The sequence below is a fragment of the Streptomyces sp. A0958 genome (genome assembly GCF_004795035.1).
Lineage (GTDB): Bacteria > Actinomycetota > Actinomycetes > Streptomycetales > Streptomycetaceae > Streptomyces.
Genome location: NZ_SSBK01000002.1, coordinates 164966 through 181662, shown reverse-complemented (window position 1 = coordinate 181662; position 16697 = coordinate 164966). Strand labels below are relative to the sequence as shown.

The window sequence follows — 16697 nt, the reverse complement described above, 5'->3', positions numbered from 1 at the left end:
GGATGCCGAGGTCACAGCACCGCGTTGAGGAATTCGCGCGTGCGTTCGTGCGAGGGATCGGAGAAGATTTTCTCCGGCGAACCGGACTCCACGACCCGTCCGGCGTCGAACATCAGCACCTTCTCCGAGACGTCCCGGGCGAAGTTCATCTCGTGCGTCACGCAGAGCATCGTGATGTCGGTGTTCCTGGCGATGTCGCTCAGCAGCTCCAGCACCCCCGCCACCAGCTCCGGGTCGAGCGCCGACGTCACCTCGTCCAGGAGCAGGATCTCCGGCTCCATCGCCAGCGCCCGGGCGATCGCGACGCGCTGCTGCTGGCCGCCGGAGAGCTGAGAGGGGTGCGCGTCGACCTTGCCGGACAGGCCGACGAGGTCCAGCAGCTCGCGGGCCCTGGTCTCCGCCTTGTCGCGGTCCATGCCGAGCACGTTGACCGGCGCCTCGGTGATGTTCTGGAGCACCTTCATGTTCGGGAAGAGGTTGAACTGCTGGAAGACCATGCCGATCCTCCGGCGGGCCACCCGCAGCTGCTTCTCGGACGCCGGCTTCAGCGAGCCGTCCGCCGCCCGGGTGTGCGTCAGCGGTTCGCCGTTGATCCAGATCACGCCGTCGCTGACCCTCTCCAGGGTCATCAGCAGCCGCAGGATCGTCGTCTTGCCCGAGCCGCTGGGCCCGATCAGGGTGACGTGCTCGCCGCGCTCGACCGTGAAGTCCAGCTGGTCCAGGACGACATGGTCGCCGTAGCGCTTGACGACCTTGTCGAAGCGGACGAGCGGGCGCCCGTCGTCCTTGGAGGTGTCGACCGGCACGACGGCCTCGGAGGCCGCGGCCGCGTTCTTCTGCAGGGGGTCAGTGGCCAAGGCGCTTCTCCAGCTTTCTCATCAACAGCGAGGTGGGGTAGCTCGCCACCAGGAAGATCAGTCCGGCGAGGGTGAACACCTCCGTGTAGCGGAAGTGCTCGGTCCCGTAGTTGCGGGCCTCGAAGACCATTTCGTGCACCGTGATCACGGCGAGGAAGGGCGTCTCCTTGAACATGGAGATCGCGTAGTTGCCGAGCGCGGGCAGCACGTTGCGCACCGCCTGCGGCAGGATCACCGCCTGCCAGGTCCGCCGGGGCGTCAGCGACAGCGCCCGGCACGCCTCCCACTGGCCCTTCGGCACGCCGTCGATCCCGGCGCGGTACACCTCGGAGGTGTACGTGGCGTAGTGGACGCCCAGCACCACGATGCCGATGGTCAGCGGCTCCACCGAGGTGAACAGCGCTGCCGCGCCCACCAGTTGGACCAGCAGCGGGGTGGAGCGGATGAACTCCATCACCACCTTGACCGGCACGGTCACCAGCCGGGACGGCGCCCGCCCGGCGACCGCGATGGCCAGCCCGAGCACCGCGGCGACCAGGGTGCCGAGCACCGTGGCCAGCAGGGTCGTCTCGAACCCCTTGAGCAGCAGGGGGAACGCGTCACCGACGGCGCCCCAGTCGAAATCGCTGTTCACCGCGCACCTCCGGTGGCCTGGGCGGTCACGGCACTGCGGGACTTCAGCAGGCTCTTCCCGCCGGCTGCCAGCCCGAGCCGCCGCTTGGCGGACCGCTCCAGCAGGTTCATCAGCAGGGTCAGCGCATAGGCCAGGACGAAGTAGCAGGCCAGGAGCGTGACGTAAGCGGTGAGGGTCTCACCCGTACGGCTGCGCAGCTTCTCGATGGCGGTCATCAGGTCCGCCGCCGAGATCAGCCACAGCAGCGGGGTCGCCTTCAGCAGCTGGATCAGCAGGTTGGTGAACGACGGGATCATCTGCACCCACGCCTGCGGCAGGATCACCTTGCGCATCCGGTGCAGCGGCGACATGTTCAGCGCGAGCGCCGCCTCGTACTGCCCGCGCGGTACGGAGTTGATCGCGCCGCGCACCACTTCGGCGCCGTACGCCCCGTAGTTCAGACCGAACGCCAGCACCCCGCAGACGACCGGCGACAGTTCGTACCCGGTCAGCGGCGGCATCGCGTAGTACAGCCAGAACAGCTGCACGTACAGCGAGGTGCCGCGGAAGAACTCCACGACCACGCGGGAGACGCCGCGCGACAGCAGGAGCCGGCTGAGCGACATCAGGCCGAGGACGAACGACAGGAGCAGGGCCAGCAGCGCGCCCAGGACCGTGGCCTCCAGGGTCACCCACAGGCCGGACCGCAGCTGCGGCAGATCGTCGGCGAAGGCCGAGAAGAAATCATTCATGCGGTGGGTACCGTCCCTGTCAGCCCTTGCACAGATCGGCCGTCTTCAAGGTCGCCGGCGGAAGCTCGGTCGCCCCGAAGCCGTAGTCCCGAAGCAGCTCCACATAGCGCGACTTGTCCGCGACGATCTTCTTCAGCTCGCGGTTGAAGGCGTCCCGCAGCTCCTCGTTGCCCTTGCGGAAGACGGCCCCGCCGGGGCTGTACTGCTTCGTGCCGTCCAGCTCGGGCAGGAACGCCTCGGTGACCTCGGTCCCCGCGTTGGTCTTGGCCAGCCAGCGCAGCGAGATGCCGGTCAGCAGGAACGCGTCGACCCGGCCGCCCTTGACCGCGTCCGCTCCGTCCTGCGGCTTCTGCAAGGTCTTGATCCTGCCCTCGGGGATGCCGGCGCCCTTGGCGTACGAGCCCTCGACCGCGCCCGCCATCACACCGATGGTGATGCCGGCCTCCTTCGCGGACGCGAGGTCGGTGACCTTCTTCGGGTTGCCCTTCTTGACCATCAGCGCGGTCGGCGAGATGAACTCGGGCTCCGAGAACAGGGCGTTGGCGCAGCGCTCCGGGGTGATCGCCATGCCGGCGCTGACCACGTCGTACTTGCCGGCCTGGAGGCCGGGGATCAGGCCGTCCCACTCGGAGAGGGTGGGCTTCAGCTCGTCGACGCCCAGCGCCTTGAAGATCTCCCGGTGCAGCGCGGGGGCCTCGCCCTTGAGCTCCTTGCCCTCCATGTAGCCGTACGGGGCCTCGTCCGCGTACGCGACCCGCACGAACCCCTGCTTGCGGAGCTTTTCGAGCGCGCCCTCGCCGTCGGCGGAGTCGGAGCCGGTCTTGCTGCACGCGGCGAGCAGGCCGGGGACGACGAGCAGACCGCCCACCGCTGCCGATCGGTTGAGAAATCCCCGGCGGGACAGGTTCGGGAAGTCAGCCATGGTTCGCAATCTCCTGAAGGGGTCGAACAGTCCGGACAGGCTTGGCGCCTGCCCGATCCCGTGCGTCTATGCAGGAAGAAAGCGCATGTAATCGAACGGTGGCCGGAGGGTGACCTTCCCGTGTCCGGTGGCAGGCCGATAGGCGGGGTTTACGCCGGATGTCCGCTACCCCGTCCCCGTACCGCGACGGCTTCCCGCCGGGCCGCCGTTCATGCGCCCGGCGGCGTGTCCGGCTGCCGGCCGGTCCGGCCCGAGGCGATATCCGGGGCGGATGGCGGAATACTGGAACAGGAGCGGGGAAACCGGTCAGTGCCGCCGCGGGTTCACGCGGCGGGCGCGACGGCTGACCCGCCGCAGCGCAGGACCAGGTGCAGAGAAAGGGTGGACATGACGACCGTCGGATTCCTCTACCCGGGCCACTTCGCCGAGGACGACTACCCGCGCATGGAGATCCTTCTCGACAGCACCATCAGACTCGTCGTCCACCACACCGAGAGCCCGGACGGCGCCTACCGCGAGGACGCCCTGCGCGAGCTGGGCACCTCCGGCCGGCTCGCCGCCGGGATCGAGGAGCTGCAGCGCTCCGGCGTCCAGTCCATCGTCTGGGCCTGCGACGGCGGCAGCTTCCTGCACGGGTGGCAGGGCGCCCACGACCAGGTCGCGGGCCTCGCCCGCGCGGCGGGCGTGCCCGCCTCCAGCACGTCCATCGGCTTCGTCCACGCGGTACGCAAACTGGGCGCGGAGCGCGTCGCGGTCGCCGCGACCTACCCCGAGGCCGTCGCCGCGCACTTCACCGGCTTCCTCCGGGAGACCGGCATGGAGGTGGTCGCCACCCACGCGGCGGGCGTCACCGACGCCGCCGAGGCCGCCGCATGGGGCCCGGAACAGCTGCGGGAGCTGGCCGAGGCGGCCGACCGCCCCGAAGCGCAGGCGATTCTGCTCCCCGACACGGCCCTGCACACCGTCGCCCACCTGCCCGAACTGGAGGAGGCGCTCGGCAAGCCCGTCCTCACCGCGAACCAGGTCGCGGTCCGCGAGGCCCTGCGCCTGGCCGACCGCCCCGCCTTCGCCGCGAGGCTCGGCGCGCTCTTCGCCGACCGCGAGGAGCCCCCGGCCCCGGTGAGCTGGGGCAGCGGACGCGCGTACGCGCACGGGAAGAAGGGCTGAGGGGCCGAACACCGGCCCGCGGTGGCCGGCCGTCGGCCGACCCCATCGGCCCGCGGCGTGGTCGGCCGTCGGCCCGCGGCGGGGTCGGCCAGGAATAAACGGAGCCATCCTCCTGTTGGTGCTCAGCGGACATACGAGGGACCGAAGCGCACCACCGGAGAGGCCAGGACGTGGACGAGATTCGAGGCGACGAGATCCAGGGCGACGAGATCCGCGGCACGGCCCGGGGCACTGCCCCCGTGCCGCTGTCCGTGCTGGACCTGGTGACCGTGGGCCACGGCCGCACGGCGGGCGATGCCCTGCGCACCGGCGTGGAGATCGCCCAGCTCGCGGAGCGCCGGGGCTACCACCGCTACTGGGTCGCCGAGCACCACTCGATGCCGGGCATCGCCTCCTCGTCCCCGGCCGTGATCCTCGCGCACACCGCCGCCCGCACCGAGCGCATCCGGCTCGGCTCGGGCGGCGTCATGCTGCCCAACCACGCCCCGCTCGTCATCGCGGAGCAGTTCGGCACGCTGGAGGCCATGGCCCCCGGCCGCATCGACCTGGGCCTGGGCCGCGCCCCCGGAACGGACGGCGCCACGGCCGCCGCCCTGCGCCGAACCGACCGGCTCCACGAGGGGGCGGACGACTTTCCGCAGCAGCTCATGGAGCTGACCCGCTTCCTGGACGACGACTTCCCCGACGGCCACCCCTACGCCCGCATCCACGCGGTCCCCGGGCCCGTCCAGGCCACCTCCGAGGGCGGCGTCCAGTCCCCGGCGCGCCCGCCGCTGTGGCTCCTCGGCTCCTCCGGCTTCAGCGCCCGGCTGGCCGGCATGCTCGGGCTGCCCTTCGCCTTCGCCCACCACTTCTCGGCCCAGAACACCGTGCCGGCCCTTGAGCTGTACCGCGAGTCCTTCAAGCCGTCCACGGTCCTGGACGCCCCGTACGCCCTGATCGGTGCCGCCGCCCTGGCCGCCGACGACGAGCGCGAGGCCCGCCGCCAGGTGCTGACGGGCGCCCTGTCGATGCTCCGGCTGCGCTCGGGGCGCCCCGGTCTGGTCCCGACGCCCGAGGAGGCGGAGGCGTACGCCTTCTCTCCGATGGAGCGCGAATTCGTCGACAGCTGGCTGGTCAACATCGTCCACGGCACCGCCGACGAGGTCCGCGCCGGTCTGGACGACCTGGCCAAGCGCACCGGCGCCGACGAGCTGATGATCACCGCCAACGCCCACGGCGGCGAGGCCCGGCTGCGCAGCTACGACCTCATCGCGGACGCGTACGGGCTGCCGGACGCCTGAGCCGGGGACGCGTGAGCCGGGCGCGCTCGTGAGGCGGGGAAGCGTTACGCCTCCAGCGCGCGCGTCCCGATCAGTTCGGCGATGCGCTCCGGGGAGACCGCGCGCGAGTAGAGCCAGCCCTGCCCGGTGTCGCAGCCGATCCTGCGCAGCCGCTCCGCCTGGCCGGCCGTCTCCACGCACTCCGCGGTGACGGTCAGGCCCAGCCGGTGGGCGAGCTGGACCATGGCCTCCACGATCGTCTCGTCGGCGGGGCTGGGGTGCGTGCCGTCCTCGTAGCGGAAGCCGCGTACGAACGCGCCGTCCAGCTTCAGCACGGACACCGGCAGGCGGCTCAGGTAGGCGAGGTTCGAGTAGCCGGTGCCGAAGTCGTCGATCGCGATGCGCACGCCCATGTCGCTGAGGGTCTGCAAGGCCCTCAGCGGCCGGCCGGCGGAGCCCATCACGGCGGACTCGGTCAGCTCCAGTTGCAGCAGCGCCGGAGCGAGCCCGGTCTCCGCCAGGATCTCCGCGACATCGGTGACCAGGTCGGAGTCCCAGACCTGGCGCACGGCGACGTTGACGCTGATGAACAGCGGCGGCTTCGCCGGGTGGTCGAGCTGCCAGCGCCGGGCCTGCCGGCAGGCCGAGCGCAGCACCCACCGGCCCAGCTGCACGATCGAACCGTCCTCCTCGGCGATCGCGACGAACCGATTCGGCGAGAGCATGCCGAACTGCGGGTGGTTCCAGCGCACCAGCGCCTCCACCCCGCGCACCATCCCGTCGGCCATGCCGACCAGCGGCTGGTACTCGATGGTGAACTCGCCGCGCTCCACGGCCGGGCGGAGGTTGGACGAGAGGGCCTGGCGGGTCATCCGGTGGGCGTTGCGCTCCGGGTCGAAGAGGGTCCAGCGGGCCTTGCCGTCGGCCTTGGCCCAGTACAGCGTCGTATCGGCGGCCTGCATCAGGCCGGTGGCCGACGTGCCCGCGACGGGCCGCTCCACCACCCCGATCGACGCCGAGACCGAGAGCCGCCGGCCGGCCAGGTCGAAGGGCTGCTGGAGCGCGCCCAGCACCGCGCGCGCCAGGTCGGTCAGCTGCTCGGTGCCGGTGGAGTCCTCCACCAGGATCGCGAACTCGTCGCCGCCGAGCCGCGCCACCAGCGGCGCACCGGCCGGGTACGCGGCCTCCTGCTCGGCGCAGTCCGTGAGCCGGGCGGCGACGGCCGCCAGCAGCCGGTCGCCGATCCGGTGCCCCAGGGTGTCGTTGACGGCCTTGAAGCCGTCCAGGTCCAGGTAGCAGAGCCCGACCCGGCCCCGCTCGGGCTCACTGTCGTCCTGGTACGGCGGGGTCCGGAGCACCGTGGAGAGCCGTTCGAAGAACAGCGTCCGGTTGGGCAGCCGGGTCACCGGGTCGTGCATCTGGAGGTGGTGCAGCCGCTTCTGCAACTCGCGCCGGTCGCTGACGTCAGCGACCGAGAGCAGTACCTGCCCCGGCGCCCCGCCACCCTCCGGCTCCTGGCCGCCGGGCATCGGCACGACGGTGATCTCGGCCCACAGCGCGCGCCCGTCGGGGTGCTTGAGCCTGCGGGTGCAGCGGAAGCGTGAGCGCCGGCCGTGCAGCACCTCGCGGTACGCGTGCCAGGCGCGGGCGTCCGCGGCGAGGTCGACCAGATCGGACGCCGACTGCGCGGTCAGCGCCGCCGCACCGACGCCCGCCAGGGCGCCCAGCGCCTCGTTGGCCGTGACGATCAGGCCCTCGTGGTCGACGACGGCCATCGGCAGGGCGGCGGCCCGGAACGCGGCCCGGTAGTCGTGCGCCTCGGTCGCCGGCGCACCGGGCGGCCACACCTCGTGACCCTCCGTGACCGGATGCGGTGGTGCGGGGGGTGCTGTGCCTGCCGTGGGCCTCGGCCCTTCGGAGGTTGCGCTCACCGTTCGCTCCCGCCCTGCAGTTCTGTCCCGGACACCTCTGGTCGGACTGGCCCGCCGCGTGGAGCGCCGTGTCGGAGGCGGAAACCGCGCAGGAAAGCGAGGTGAAGCATAGAGGCTGGCGCCTCGGCCGTTCCAGCGCCCCGCCCCTCGCGCACCCCGTATCCGACACGCATGGGCCATTCGCGCACCGATCCGGTTTGTCCCCGACTGATTGTTTCTGCGCGCTTCCGTTCTCTCTCGTTGCGCGGGTGATCGATTGTGACTGTCCGTGAGGCGTGGGGGAGGTGTGGCGGCTGACCCGAGTGGGGCAGTACGAGGTGACGAAACGGACGAAACATCACAAAGTAGACGGGAGGGTTCCGGAGTCCGCACCCCGCACCGGAGGTATCCGCTCCCCGCACGGAGGTAGATGTGCCGCGTCAGCCCGGACCCGGAGGGGTGGAGAGGCCGAGTCCGCGCGCGCTGGCGGCCGGGCTGATCTCCCTGCTGGCGCTCGTCGCCACCTCCCTCGTCACCGGGCCCGCCGCGGCCGCCTCCGGCGACGCCGCGCCCTGTGCGCTGCCCCGGACCATGGCCCACCACTCGCTCGGCGTCGACCGGTGGAACGGCGCCTACCCGCGTCCCGACCACCCCCTGGACGCGGTGATGGTGTTCCTCTCGTTCCCCGACGCCCAGCCGGTCACGACCCCCGCCGAACTCACCGCCGACTACTTCCCGGCCACCACCGACTTCTTCCGGCGCGCCTCGTACGGCAAGTTCATCCTGCGTCCGCACCCGCAGCGGCACTGGATTCGGATGCCGAAGCCGTCGTCCTGGTACGGCATAAAGCGCGACTGGGCCAACGACCGGCGCAGCGCCTACCTGCGCGACGCGATCGACGTGGCCGACCCCCAGGTCGACTTCTCGCGGTACGACATCGTCTACCTCGTCGCGGACCCGGACGCCCCCGGCGTCGACTCCGACGCCACCAAGGTCGTCAACTTCGACCGGCCCCTGCGCGCCGACGGCACGGACATCAGGCGCGTCGTCACCGTCTTCGAGCAGCACCCGCCGGACCGCAACGTCCTGGCCCACGAGACCGGACACGTCTTCGACCTGCCCGACCTCTACCACCGGCCGTCCGACGGCAAGGGCGACTGGGACACCTACGTCGGCGACTGGGACGTCATGGGCAGCCAGTTCGGGCTCGCCCCCGACCTCTTCGGCTGGCACAAGTGGAAGCTGGGCTGGCTGGACGACCGGCAGGTGGTCTGCGTCCAGAGCGGCCGGGTCGTCACCCTCGAACCGATGGCCGCCGTGCCCGTACCCGGCGCCTCCCTCGGCACCCGGCTCGCCGTGATCAGGACCGGCGAGGGCAACGCGGTCGCCGTCGAGGCCCGCAGCTCCACCGGCAACGACCGCTCGACCTGCGCCGAAGGCGTCCTGCTCTACCGGGTCCGCAACGAGACCCCGTCCGGCGGCGGCCCGGTCGACGTCCTCGACACGCACCCCGACACCGACGCCTGCTGGGACCAGTCGGTCTACCCGCCGCTCGCGGACGCCCCGCTGCGCGTCGGCGAGACGTACTCCGTCCCCGGCGCGCACACCACGATCGAGGTCGCCGACCGCACCCCGTCGGGAGCGTGGACGGTCCGCATCACCACGGGCACGTGACGCAGGGGCCGCACACGAAGAAGCCCCCTCGCTCTCGCGAGGGGGCTTCTCCCGTCTGTGCGCCGCCAGGGACTCGAACCCCGGACCCGCTGATTAAGAGTCAGCTGCTCTAACCAACTGAGCTAGCGGCGCCTGCTGACGTCGTAGACCTTAGCACCCGGATCGGTGAGAGGAAAAATCGAAATACGGGGAGTCGGAGCGGGCACCGACCGGGCCACCCGGACACACGCCCAGAGCAGTACGTCGGGTCCCGGCAGCCACGGGCTGCGGGTGTCCGGGGCGACCAGCCAGCGGGGCCCGGAGTAGTTCGCGCCGCAGGTCAGGGGCGGGACCGTCACCGCGTCACCGGTGCCGTGACAGAGCAGCGGAGGCACCTTCGCGCCGCCGCCGTGCGGGCCCCGCGGTCCGCCCGCGCCCCACTCCTCCCAGTCGAGGAGCGAGGGCAGCCGCTGGGCCGTGCCGGGGGAGGCGAACAGCAGCATCCGGCCCCGGTGCGAGGCCACCGGACCCGAACCCGGGCCGTCCGCCCACAGGTGCTCCAGCATCCGGCGCCCGAACAGCGTGGGCACGTTCACCACGTCGAAGGCCGAACCGCACGGCAGCACCCCGGGCGCCGTGGGGCGCGACTCCCACTGGGCCAGGGTGCTGCGCGGATACGCCGTAGCCCCGGCCAGCCACGCGGCGCCGGCCGCGGTGACCTGGGCCGTCTGGTGCCCCGCCTGCTCGCGCAGGGCGGAGAAGAGGTCGGCCTCGTGGCCGGCGGGGAGGCAGGGTCCGTCGCCGTGGTGCAGGGTCGTTTCGTCGGGCAGCCATGCGGTCATGCACACAGGTCTACCCGGAGTGATCAAGTGGATTCCGAGAGTTGCCGAAAACCGGGACAGGCCGGGGCCGCGAGGCGTAGGGTGCACCCGGGCATATGCCAGCGGTTGTACCAGGAGTCACGACCGGGCCCGGCCGAGACCCGGAAAACCTGGGCCCTGTCGTCGAATTCCCGTCTGCCGCGCGGCCCGCCCTTCGGGCGAACGACGGGAAGTCGACGACAGGACCTAGGACTGCGGGGTGTTCAACAGCGTCCGGCCGAACTCCACCATCTTCTTCGCGTAGTCCTCGGTCCACTCCGCGCGCTCCGCGATGTCCGCCGTCGTCAGCCGGTCGAACCGGCGCGGATCGGCCAGCTGGGCCGCCGCCATCGCCTGGAACTCCACCGCGCGGTCCGTCGCGGCGCGGAAGGCCAGCGCCAGTTCCGTGGCCCGGCCCAGCAGCTCCTTCGGGTCCTCCATCGACTCCAGGCCGAAGAAGTGCTCCGGGTCCGCGACCGCCGCCGACGGCTCGAACAGCAGGGGGGCGGGACGCAGCCGCTGCTGCTCGCTCCGCTCGGGTTGTGCCATGTGGACTTCCTCCTCCGGTGGACCGCCAGACGGCCACCCTCCATTCTCCAGCCCCCCGCAAGGGCGCCAGGAGCGAACCGACCGGGGCGCACCGCGCCCCGGCGCACTCAACAAGCCCAGCGCACGCGGTGTTCCGCCAGGTGCGCCAGCACCGCGTGGTTCGCCTCCCAGCCGTCGGGGAACTTCACCGTGACGCCCAGCTGGACCGGCTCCGTCGAGGGGTGCTCGTCCAGCAGGTCGGCCACGCCCTCGCGGCAGACCACGATGCAGGCGTGCCGGTGCCGGGAGGCCAGGACGCAGAGCCGGCCCGTCTCCAGGTGGAACGCGGTGGCGTCCGGGCGGCCCGACAGCGGGTGGAGCACCACCGTCACGTCGAACTCGCGGCCCTGGAGCCGGTTCGCCGTGTCCACCGCGACCCCTGCCACGCCCAGCTCCGCCAGCGCCGCGCGGACCGCCGCCGCCTGGTCGCGGTGGGCCGTGCCGACCGCGACCCGGTCCGCCGTCACCGGGGCCGGCTCCGGGGCGCGCTCGCTGGTGGCCGCGCCGCCCCGGTCCAGGAGCCGGCGCACCACCAGGGCGACGGCCCGCACCGCCTCCGGGTCGGTGCGCGGGGTGTGCCGGGCCGGCAGCTCCAGCAGCCCCCAGCCCGACTCCGCCGCCTCGTCCAGCACCCGGTCCGCCGCCGAACCGTCCGACGCCATCCCGAACGACAGCCGCCGGTCGCCGTGGCCCGTACCGCTGCGGAACGGGGTGTACGGGTAGAACGCGTCCGACACCAGCGGCGCCGCCGAGGCCGGGAGCCGCCACGAGACCGGCAGCCGGTGCTGCGGCAGTTGCGGGTTGTGCGCGAGCAGCGTGCTCACCGCGCTGGCCGACGGGTCGTAGCTCAGCCCCGCCCACTGGTCCGCGCCGACGATCGAGAACGGGTCCAGCTGGCCCGGGTCACCGACGAACAGCGCCCGCTCGAAGAGACCGGCCACCGCCAGCAGCGCGTCCGATCGCATCTGGTACGCCTCGTCCACGATCGCGTGCCCCCACGGCTCCACGTTCTTCACATGGGCCCACTTCGCCGCCGTCGAGATCACGACGTCAAGACCCGCCAGATCCGCCGCCTTCGCCGACTTGCGCACGTTCTCCAGGCCGTCCAGCACCTTGTCGTACGGGTCGGAGTCGTTGCTGTGCAGCCGGCCGACCGGCAGGCCGGGGTCCTTCTCGGCGAGCCGCACCACCAGGTCGTCCACCTGCGCGTTCGTCTGCGCGACCACCATCAGCGGGCGGCCCGCCGCGGCCAGCTCCAGCGCGGCGCGCACCACCAGCGTCGACTTGCCCGCGCCCGGCGGGGAGTCCACCACGACACCCCGCGCCGTGCCCTTCAGCGTGCCGTCCAGAATCGCGGCGGTCGCCAGGCCCGCAGCCGCCCCCGGGTCGAATACGGCCGTCACAGCAGGTCCTCCGGGGTCACGGGGTCGGGGCGCTCGGCCGCTTCGACCGCGCCCGGCGGGCCGCCGTGGGTCCACGGCGTCTCCTCCGCGTCCGGCAGCTGCGGCCCGCCGCGCTGGTCGTGCTCGAACAGGGTCCAGGCGATCCGGTCGCCCCGCTCCGGGACGGACCCCGGGGCCGGCTCCTTGCCGCGCCCCATCCGGTCGGTGATCCGCAGCACCAGCGAGGGCGCGCCGCCCTCCTCGTCCGCCGGGTCGTGGCGCACGAACTCCGCGGTCTGCGGCTTGCCGTCCAGCGAGCGGTAGACCTTCACCCGCTCGCTCAGCTGCGGTCGCTCCTCGGTGCGGACCGTGACCAGCGGGCGCGGAGAGGGCCGCTTCGACTCGCTGTACGCCATCTCCACCGCGCTCACCTCCCCGATGAACGCCTCCCCGGCCAGCCGGCGGCCCGCCAGCACCAGCGGATCGTCCAGCGCCTCCTGGGCCTCCAGTTGCGCCTGGGCCGTCTCCCGCGCGGCCAGCTTGCGGGCGGCCGTCACCGCGTCGTCCCGGCGCGGCTGGGGCGGCTCACCGGCGCGCACCCGGTCGCGGTGGGCGGTGAACGACCAGCGGTCCCGGGTCCAGCGGTCCTCGGTCCTGGTCCCCTCGGGCAGCTCCCGCAACAGGTCCAGACCCCGCCACACCGCGTCCCAGGTCGGCCGCAGCACCCCGGCCAGCAGCGCCCTGATCTCCCGCTCGGCGCCGGTCAGCTCGGCGAGCCGGGCGTCCGCCGCCAGGCCGTCCTCCGCCGCCGCGAGCGAGGAGCGCGCCCGGTCGTACTTCCCGATCGCGGGGGCCAGCAGCCGGTTGTCGAAGTCCGGGTCGGTGGCAGGACCGGCCGGCGGGCACAGCAACTGCCCCGAGCCGTCCCGGGCCAGCTCGGCGCGGAGCGCCGCCTCGGCGCCCGACTCACCGGCCGGCGGGTCGATCCAGGCGAGCAGGGCCCCCAGATGCTGGTCCTCCAGCGTCGACTGGCCGGTCGCCCAGTGCCGGTTGAGGAGATCGGTGCAGGACAGCAGGAGCGAGGAGCCCGGGACGCGGGCCCGCTCGCCGTAGTGCGTCAGCCAGCGGCCCAGCAGCGGAACCCGGGCGGGCGCCGGATACGGGGTGTCGGGGTCGTCCTCGGCGGTGCGCCGGAAACGCATGGAACGCCCCAGCAGCCGGACGAACTCGATGCCCGCCCGGCTCGGCACCACGATCTGCGCCGCGTCCACGCACAGCTCGGTCTCGACCTTGACCCGCTTGCCGGTCGCGGGATCGGTCTCGTTGCGTTCGGCGGGCTCGACGACGTCGGCGTACGCCTCGATGTGCGGCAGGACCGCCTCGGCCAGCTCGGCGAGGAAGGCGGACCGCAGGTCGCGGTCGCGCGGCTGGGGCACGGCCAGCAGCCGGGGCGCCTCGCGGTCGGTGCCGACGAGGGCGCCGAGCGGGGCGCCCGCCTCGCCCGCGGTGGTCAGCGGCACCAGGACGAGCGGCCGGTCGGTCAGCCGGCGGTGGCGGACGGTGGCCGTCGGCCGGGCCCGGCCGCTCTCCACGGCCTCCAGCCGGGCCAGTGTGCTGATCAGTGACATACGGGACGGCCCTCCAGTGCCTCGGCGCGCAGGGCCGCCGCGCGGCGCAGGGCGGCGACCGCGGGATCGGCCGGATCGCCCTCCTTGCCCGCGGCCGCCGCCAGCACCCCGGCGACCGTCGTCAGCCCGCCCAGCTCGCCCCGCACACCGCGGCCGAGCGCCTCCACGGCACCCTCGGCGCGGGCCCGGGTCCGGCAGTGGAACGCCAGCTCGCAGGAGGACAGGCACTCCGGCGCATAGGCCGCGGTCACCGCTTCGACGGCCGTCTCCAGCTCCTCGGGGGAGCGCTCCGGGTCGAACGTGGTGCCCTCGGGCAGGGCCGCCGCGATCTCCTCGACGCGGGTGAGCCTGGTCAGCTGCCGGCGGGTGACCGCGCGCTGCTTGCGTACGTCGACGACGGAGGCGGCCGGCAGGTTGGAGAAGTCCTTCGGGCACACCAGCAGCACCCGGTGGCCGACCCGCGCCCCGTCCGTGACCTCCGCGACCCGTTCGAGCGCCAGCACGTACACCGCGGACTGGCGGGCCGCGGCGCCCACCTTCGCGGCGTCGGCCGAGCCGTCGATCATCGGGAACGACTTGATCTCCACCACGGTCCAGGTGCCGTCGGGGTGCACCACCACCGCGTCCGGCTCCAGATAGGCCGGGGAGCCCGCCACCTCCAGGGCCAGCATCGGGTGGTCCAGCAACGCCCAGCCGCCCGCCCCCGTCGCCTCCCGCAGCGCCAGCGCGGTCCTGGCCGCACGGCCCTCGGGCCCGGCGGCCGTCAGATCGGGCACCCGGACCTCGCGCGGCGGCTCGCCGGGCCCGCCGAGCCGTTCGTACAGCAGGCGCATCAGCTCCGTACCGCCGTCGGCCTTGACCCTGGCCTCGAAGGCGTTGCCCCGCATGAAGGCGAACTGGGACTGGCCGAAGGGGGCCGGCGAGCCCAGCGCGGTGGCGAGCGCGCCCTTGTCGACGCCCGCCCCGTCGAGCAGGGCGCGGCGCTTGCAGCCGGGATTGGCGGCGAGGGCCGCGAGCGCGCGGGCGTCCAACGGGCGCGGGAGCGCCGGGCCCCTCAGCTCAGCGAGCCGCCGCCGCAGTGTCCCCGTCGGGGGCTCGTCCGGCCGGGGCGGCGGCGTCTGCCCGGGCGGGCGGGCCGGCCGCCGCTGCCGCGTCGGATGGTTCTGCGGAGGAGGTCCGCTGGCCGGGGATTCGCTCACCCGCCGAAGTCTTGCACCCGGCACTGACATCCGGGGACTCCGCGGTCGCGGACACCCCTGCGAAGCGGGCGAGTACCGCCTGCTTGACCCGGTCGGCGAGGCGCATCACGGGCCGGGCCAGCACCGCCCCGATGCCCATCACGGCGGCGCCGGCGACGGCGTCCAGCAGGTAGTGGTTGGCGGTGCCCATCACCACGAACGTCGTGAGCAGCGGGTAGGCGACACCGGCGGCCCGCAGGAGCGGGTGCTTGCCGTGGCGCCACAGGAGGATGCCGCACCACAGTGCCCAGCCGACGTGCAGGCTCGGCATCGCCGCGTACTGGTTGGTCATGCCGCCCATGCCGCGCGGGGCGCTCGCCTCCGTGCCCCACCAGCCGTACGAGCTGTACTGGGCCATCGTGTCGACGAAGCCGTGCCCCGCGGCCAGCAGCCGCGGCGGGCAGGTCGGCATCAGCGTGAAGCCGATCAGGCCGAGCATGGTCGAGGTCATCAGCCAGGTGCGCGCCCTGCGGTACGCGGCCGAGTGGCGTTGGAACATCCAGATCAGGACGGCCGGGGTGACCACGTAGTGCAGGGACGCGTACGCGAAGTCCGCCGGAATGCCTATGGAGGCGTGCGCCGTGAAGAGGCGGTTGAGCGGGTGCTCGGCGTTGAGGAAGAGGACCTTCTCCAGGTGCAGGATGCGCAGCCCGTGGTCTACGGCCGTCGACACGTCACCGCGCGCCAGGAGCCGGCCACCGGAGTACGCCGCGTAGACCAGGGCCAGGAGCGGCAGCTCGGTCCACCAGCGGGGCCGGTGGCGCGGCGCGGGCGCGGTGGTGGCATGCGGCATCCGGAACTTCTCCATCACGTGTTCATGCGGCCGACTGCGGGCGTTCAACCGTACGGTGCGGGTCGGCCGCGTTTCCCCCGGGGGTGTGGTCGGCACCCCTCAGCTGCTCGGATTCGTCTGTGGTCAGTGGGACGCCGCTGCGGCCCCCCGGGTTGCCCCACGGGCAGGTGCGGGATGATGGAAAACCGGACGATACGTTCGCCTCTGCTCCGTTGCTCCGCTCCGTACCAAGATCTCAGATTCCGCATCTCAGGTCTCAGCTTTTCAGGGAGAACCCTCTTATGGCACCGCGCATCCTCCTCGCCCGGCACGGGCAGACGGAATGGTCCCTCAACGGCAGGCACACCGGCAGGACGGACATCCCGCTGCTCGACGCCGGACGGGACGGGGCCAAGCTGCTCGGCGAGCGGCTGCACCGGGGGCCGTGGGCCGAGCTGCCCGGCCTGGAGGTCCGCACCAGCCCGCTCGTACGGGCCGCCGAGACCTGCGAGCTCGCGGGCTTCGGCGACCGGGCCGAGCGGTGGGACGCGCTGATGGAGTGGGACTACGGGGCGTACGAGGGGATGACGCCGGCCGAGATCAAGGCGGGGCGGCCGGACTGGTTCATCTGGCGCGACGGGGTGCCGGAGGGCGAGACCCCGGCCGAGCTCGCCGCCCGCGCCGACGAGATCGTCGCCTGGGCGCGCTCGGCCGACCGCGACGTCCTGGTCTTCGCCCACGGCCACATCCTGCGGGCGCTGGGCGCGCGGTGGCTGGGCGAGGACGTCTCCTTCGGCGCCCGCATCTGGCTGGCCCCGACGTCCCTCTCGGTCCTGGGCTGGGCGTACGGCGAACCGGCGATCCAGCGCTGGAACGACACGGGGCACCTTGAGCGGTGAGCATGAGCATTTCCAGCCGGTCCGGCGTTTGGGGACGGAGCCGGTGCGCCGTTGAAGCCCAGCCGGTCCGGCGTTTGGGGACGGAGCCGGTGCGCCGTTAACACCCAGCCCGTCCGGCGCTTGAGGACGGAACCGGTTGCCCCGGGGCAGGGCAAGGCTTCTGGTTCCCCGGGCCGGAGGGCCGAGCGGTGCGC

At 72.9% G+C, this 16697-nt stretch carries 15 protein-coding genes and 1 tRNA gene; 4 read left to right on the top strand and 12 right to left on the bottom strand.

Going from position 1 to position 16697, the window contains the following annotated elements:
• Positions 1–11: 11 nt before the first annotated feature.
• The 4 genes from ehuA to ehuB are packed head-to-tail and all read right to left on the bottom strand — an operon-like array spanning position 12 to position 3144.
• Positions 12–857: an ectoine/hydroxyectoine ABC transporter ATP-binding protein EhuA gene (gene ehuA / locus E6P78_RS02885; RefSeq protein WP_136201889.1), complete on the bottom strand. Its 846-nt coding sequence runs from the start codon at positions 855–857 to the stop codon at positions 12–14.
• Positions 847–1491 (bottom strand): ectoine/hydroxyectoine ABC transporter permease subunit EhuD, encoded by a 645-nt coding sequence (ehuD, locus tag E6P78_RS02880; protein ID WP_136201888.1) that lies wholly within the window; start codon positions 1489–1491, stop codon positions 847–849. Before ehuD ends, ehuA begins: the two co-directional genes overlap by 11 nt.
• Positions 1488–2222, bottom strand: a complete 735-nt coding sequence (ehuC, locus tag E6P78_RS02875) for an ectoine/hydroxyectoine ABC transporter permease subunit EhuC (protein ID WP_136201887.1) — start codon at positions 2220–2222, stop codon at positions 1488–1490. Before ehuC ends, ehuD begins: the two co-directional genes overlap by 4 nt.
• Positions 2223–2241: 19 nt before the next feature.
• Entirely contained in the window at positions 2242–3144 is a 903-nt protein-coding gene (gene ehuB / locus E6P78_RS02870; RefSeq protein WP_136201886.1) for an ectoine/hydroxyectoine ABC transporter substrate-binding protein EhuB, read from the bottom strand.
• Positions 3145–3531: 387 nt separating this feature from the next.
• Between ehuB and E6P78_RS02865 the strand changes: the two genes are divergently transcribed.
• Positions 3532–4311 carry an aspartate/glutamate racemase family protein gene (locus E6P78_RS02865; RefSeq protein WP_136201885.1) on the top strand — a complete coding sequence of 260 codons (780 nt, stop codon included), beginning with the start codon at positions 3532–3534 and terminating at the stop codon, positions 4309–4311.
• 170 nt (positions 4312–4481) lie between these two features.
• On the top strand, positions 4482–5594 hold the full coding sequence (locus tag E6P78_RS02860) for an LLM class flavin-dependent oxidoreductase (protein WP_136201884.1): 1113 nt from the start codon (positions 4482–4484) through the stop codon (positions 5592–5594).
• A 44-nt stretch (positions 5595–5638) separates the two neighbouring features.
• Here E6P78_RS02860 and E6P78_RS02855 read toward each other — a convergent pair whose 3' ends face one another.
• Positions 5639–7420: an EAL domain-containing protein gene (locus tag E6P78_RS02855; RefSeq protein WP_136201883.1), complete on the bottom strand. Its 1782-nt coding sequence runs from the start codon at positions 7418–7420 to the stop codon at positions 5639–5641.
• A 522-nt stretch (positions 7421–7942) separates the two neighbouring features.
• On the opposite strand from E6P78_RS02855, the gene E6P78_RS02850 reads away from it, so the two are divergent.
• The gene (locus E6P78_RS02850; RefSeq protein WP_136201882.1) at positions 7943–9157 is read left to right on the top strand and encodes a M6 family metalloprotease domain-containing protein; all 1215 of its coding nucleotides are present in this window, start codon (positions 7943–7945) and stop codon (positions 9155–9157) included.
• A 58-nt stretch (positions 9158–9215) separates the two neighbouring features.
• On the opposite strand, the gene E6P78_RS02845 is transcribed toward E6P78_RS02850, so the two are convergent.
• The 7 genes from E6P78_RS02845 to E6P78_RS02815 all read right to left on the bottom strand — a co-directional run bounded on the left by E6P78_RS02845 (position 9216) and on the right by E6P78_RS02815 (position 15625).
• Positions 9216–9289 (bottom strand) — tRNA-Lys (locus E6P78_RS02845).
• Entirely contained in the window at positions 9280–9978 is a 699-nt protein-coding gene (locus E6P78_RS02840) for a bifunctional DNA primase/polymerase (RefSeq protein ID WP_136201881.1), read from the bottom strand. Before E6P78_RS02840 ends, E6P78_RS02845 begins: the two co-directional genes overlap by 10 nt.
• Positions 9979–10203: 225 nt before the next feature.
• Positions 10204–10545, bottom strand: coding sequence for a hypothetical protein (locus tag E6P78_RS02835; RefSeq protein ID WP_136201880.1), 342 nt, complete (start codon positions 10543–10545; stop codon positions 10204–10206).
• Between the two features lie 107 nt (positions 10546–10652).
• Positions 10653–11987: an AAA domain-containing protein gene (locus E6P78_RS02830; protein ID WP_136201879.1), complete on the bottom strand. Its 1335-nt coding sequence runs from the start codon at positions 11985–11987 to the stop codon at positions 10653–10655.
• The gene (locus E6P78_RS02825; RefSeq protein WP_136201878.1) at positions 11984–13594 is read right to left on the bottom strand and encodes a hypothetical protein; all 1611 of its coding nucleotides are present in this window, start codon (positions 13592–13594) and stop codon (positions 11984–11986) included. The genes E6P78_RS02830 and E6P78_RS02825 overlap by 4 nt, the downstream gene beginning before the upstream one ends.
• Positions 13585–14625 (bottom strand): hypothetical protein, encoded by a 1041-nt coding sequence (locus tag E6P78_RS02820; protein WP_240799019.1) that lies wholly within the window; start codon positions 14623–14625, stop codon positions 13585–13587. The genes E6P78_RS02825 and E6P78_RS02820 overlap by 10 nt, the downstream gene beginning before the upstream one ends.
• Positions 14626–14653: 28 nt before the next feature.
• Complete coding sequence (locus tag E6P78_RS02815) at positions 14654–15625, bottom strand: phosphatase PAP2 family protein (RefSeq protein WP_206307704.1); 972 nt, start codon at positions 15623–15625, stop codon at positions 14654–14656.
• 281 nt (positions 15626–15906) lie between these two features.
• Here E6P78_RS02815 and E6P78_RS02810 point away from each other — a divergent pair, with 281 nt between their 5' ends.
• A complete protein-coding gene (locus tag E6P78_RS02810) occupies positions 15907–16503 on the top strand; it encodes a histidine phosphatase family protein (protein ID WP_136201876.1) in 597 nt (198 codons plus the stop codon).
• Positions 16504–16697 lie beyond the last annotated feature (194 nt).

Bases quoted from the DNA above. Each gene is read 5' to 3' on its own strand.
- ehuC (WP_136201887.1), bottom strand. From the start codon at position 2,222: ATGAATGATTTCTTCTCGGCCTTCGCCGACGATCTGCCGCAGCTGCGG.
- ehuB (WP_136201886.1), bottom strand. From the start codon at position 3,144: ATGGCTGACTTCCCGAACCTGTCCCGCCGGGGATTTCTCAACCGATCG.
- E6P78_RS02865 (WP_136201885.1), top strand. From the start codon at position 3,532: ATGACGACCGTCGGATTCCTCTACCCGGGCCACTTCGCCGAGGACGAC.
- E6P78_RS02840 (WP_136201881.1), bottom strand. From the start codon at position 9,978: ATGACCGCATGGCTGCCCGACGAAACGACCCTGCACCACGGCGACGGA.
- E6P78_RS02835 (WP_136201880.1), bottom strand. From the start codon at position 10,545: ATGGCACAACCCGAGCGGAGCGAGCAGCAGCGGCTGCGTCCCGCCCCC.
- E6P78_RS02825 (WP_136201878.1), bottom strand. From the start codon at position 13,594: ATGTCACTGATCAGCACACTGGCCCGGCTGGAGGCCGTGGAGAGCGGC.
- E6P78_RS02815 (WP_206307704.1), bottom strand. From the start codon at position 15,625: ATGCCGCATGCCACCACCGCGCCCGCGCCGCGCCACCGGCCCCGCTGG.
- E6P78_RS02810 (WP_136201876.1), top strand. From the start codon at position 15,907: ATGGCACCGCGCATCCTCCTCGCCCGGCACGGGCAGACGGAATGGTCC.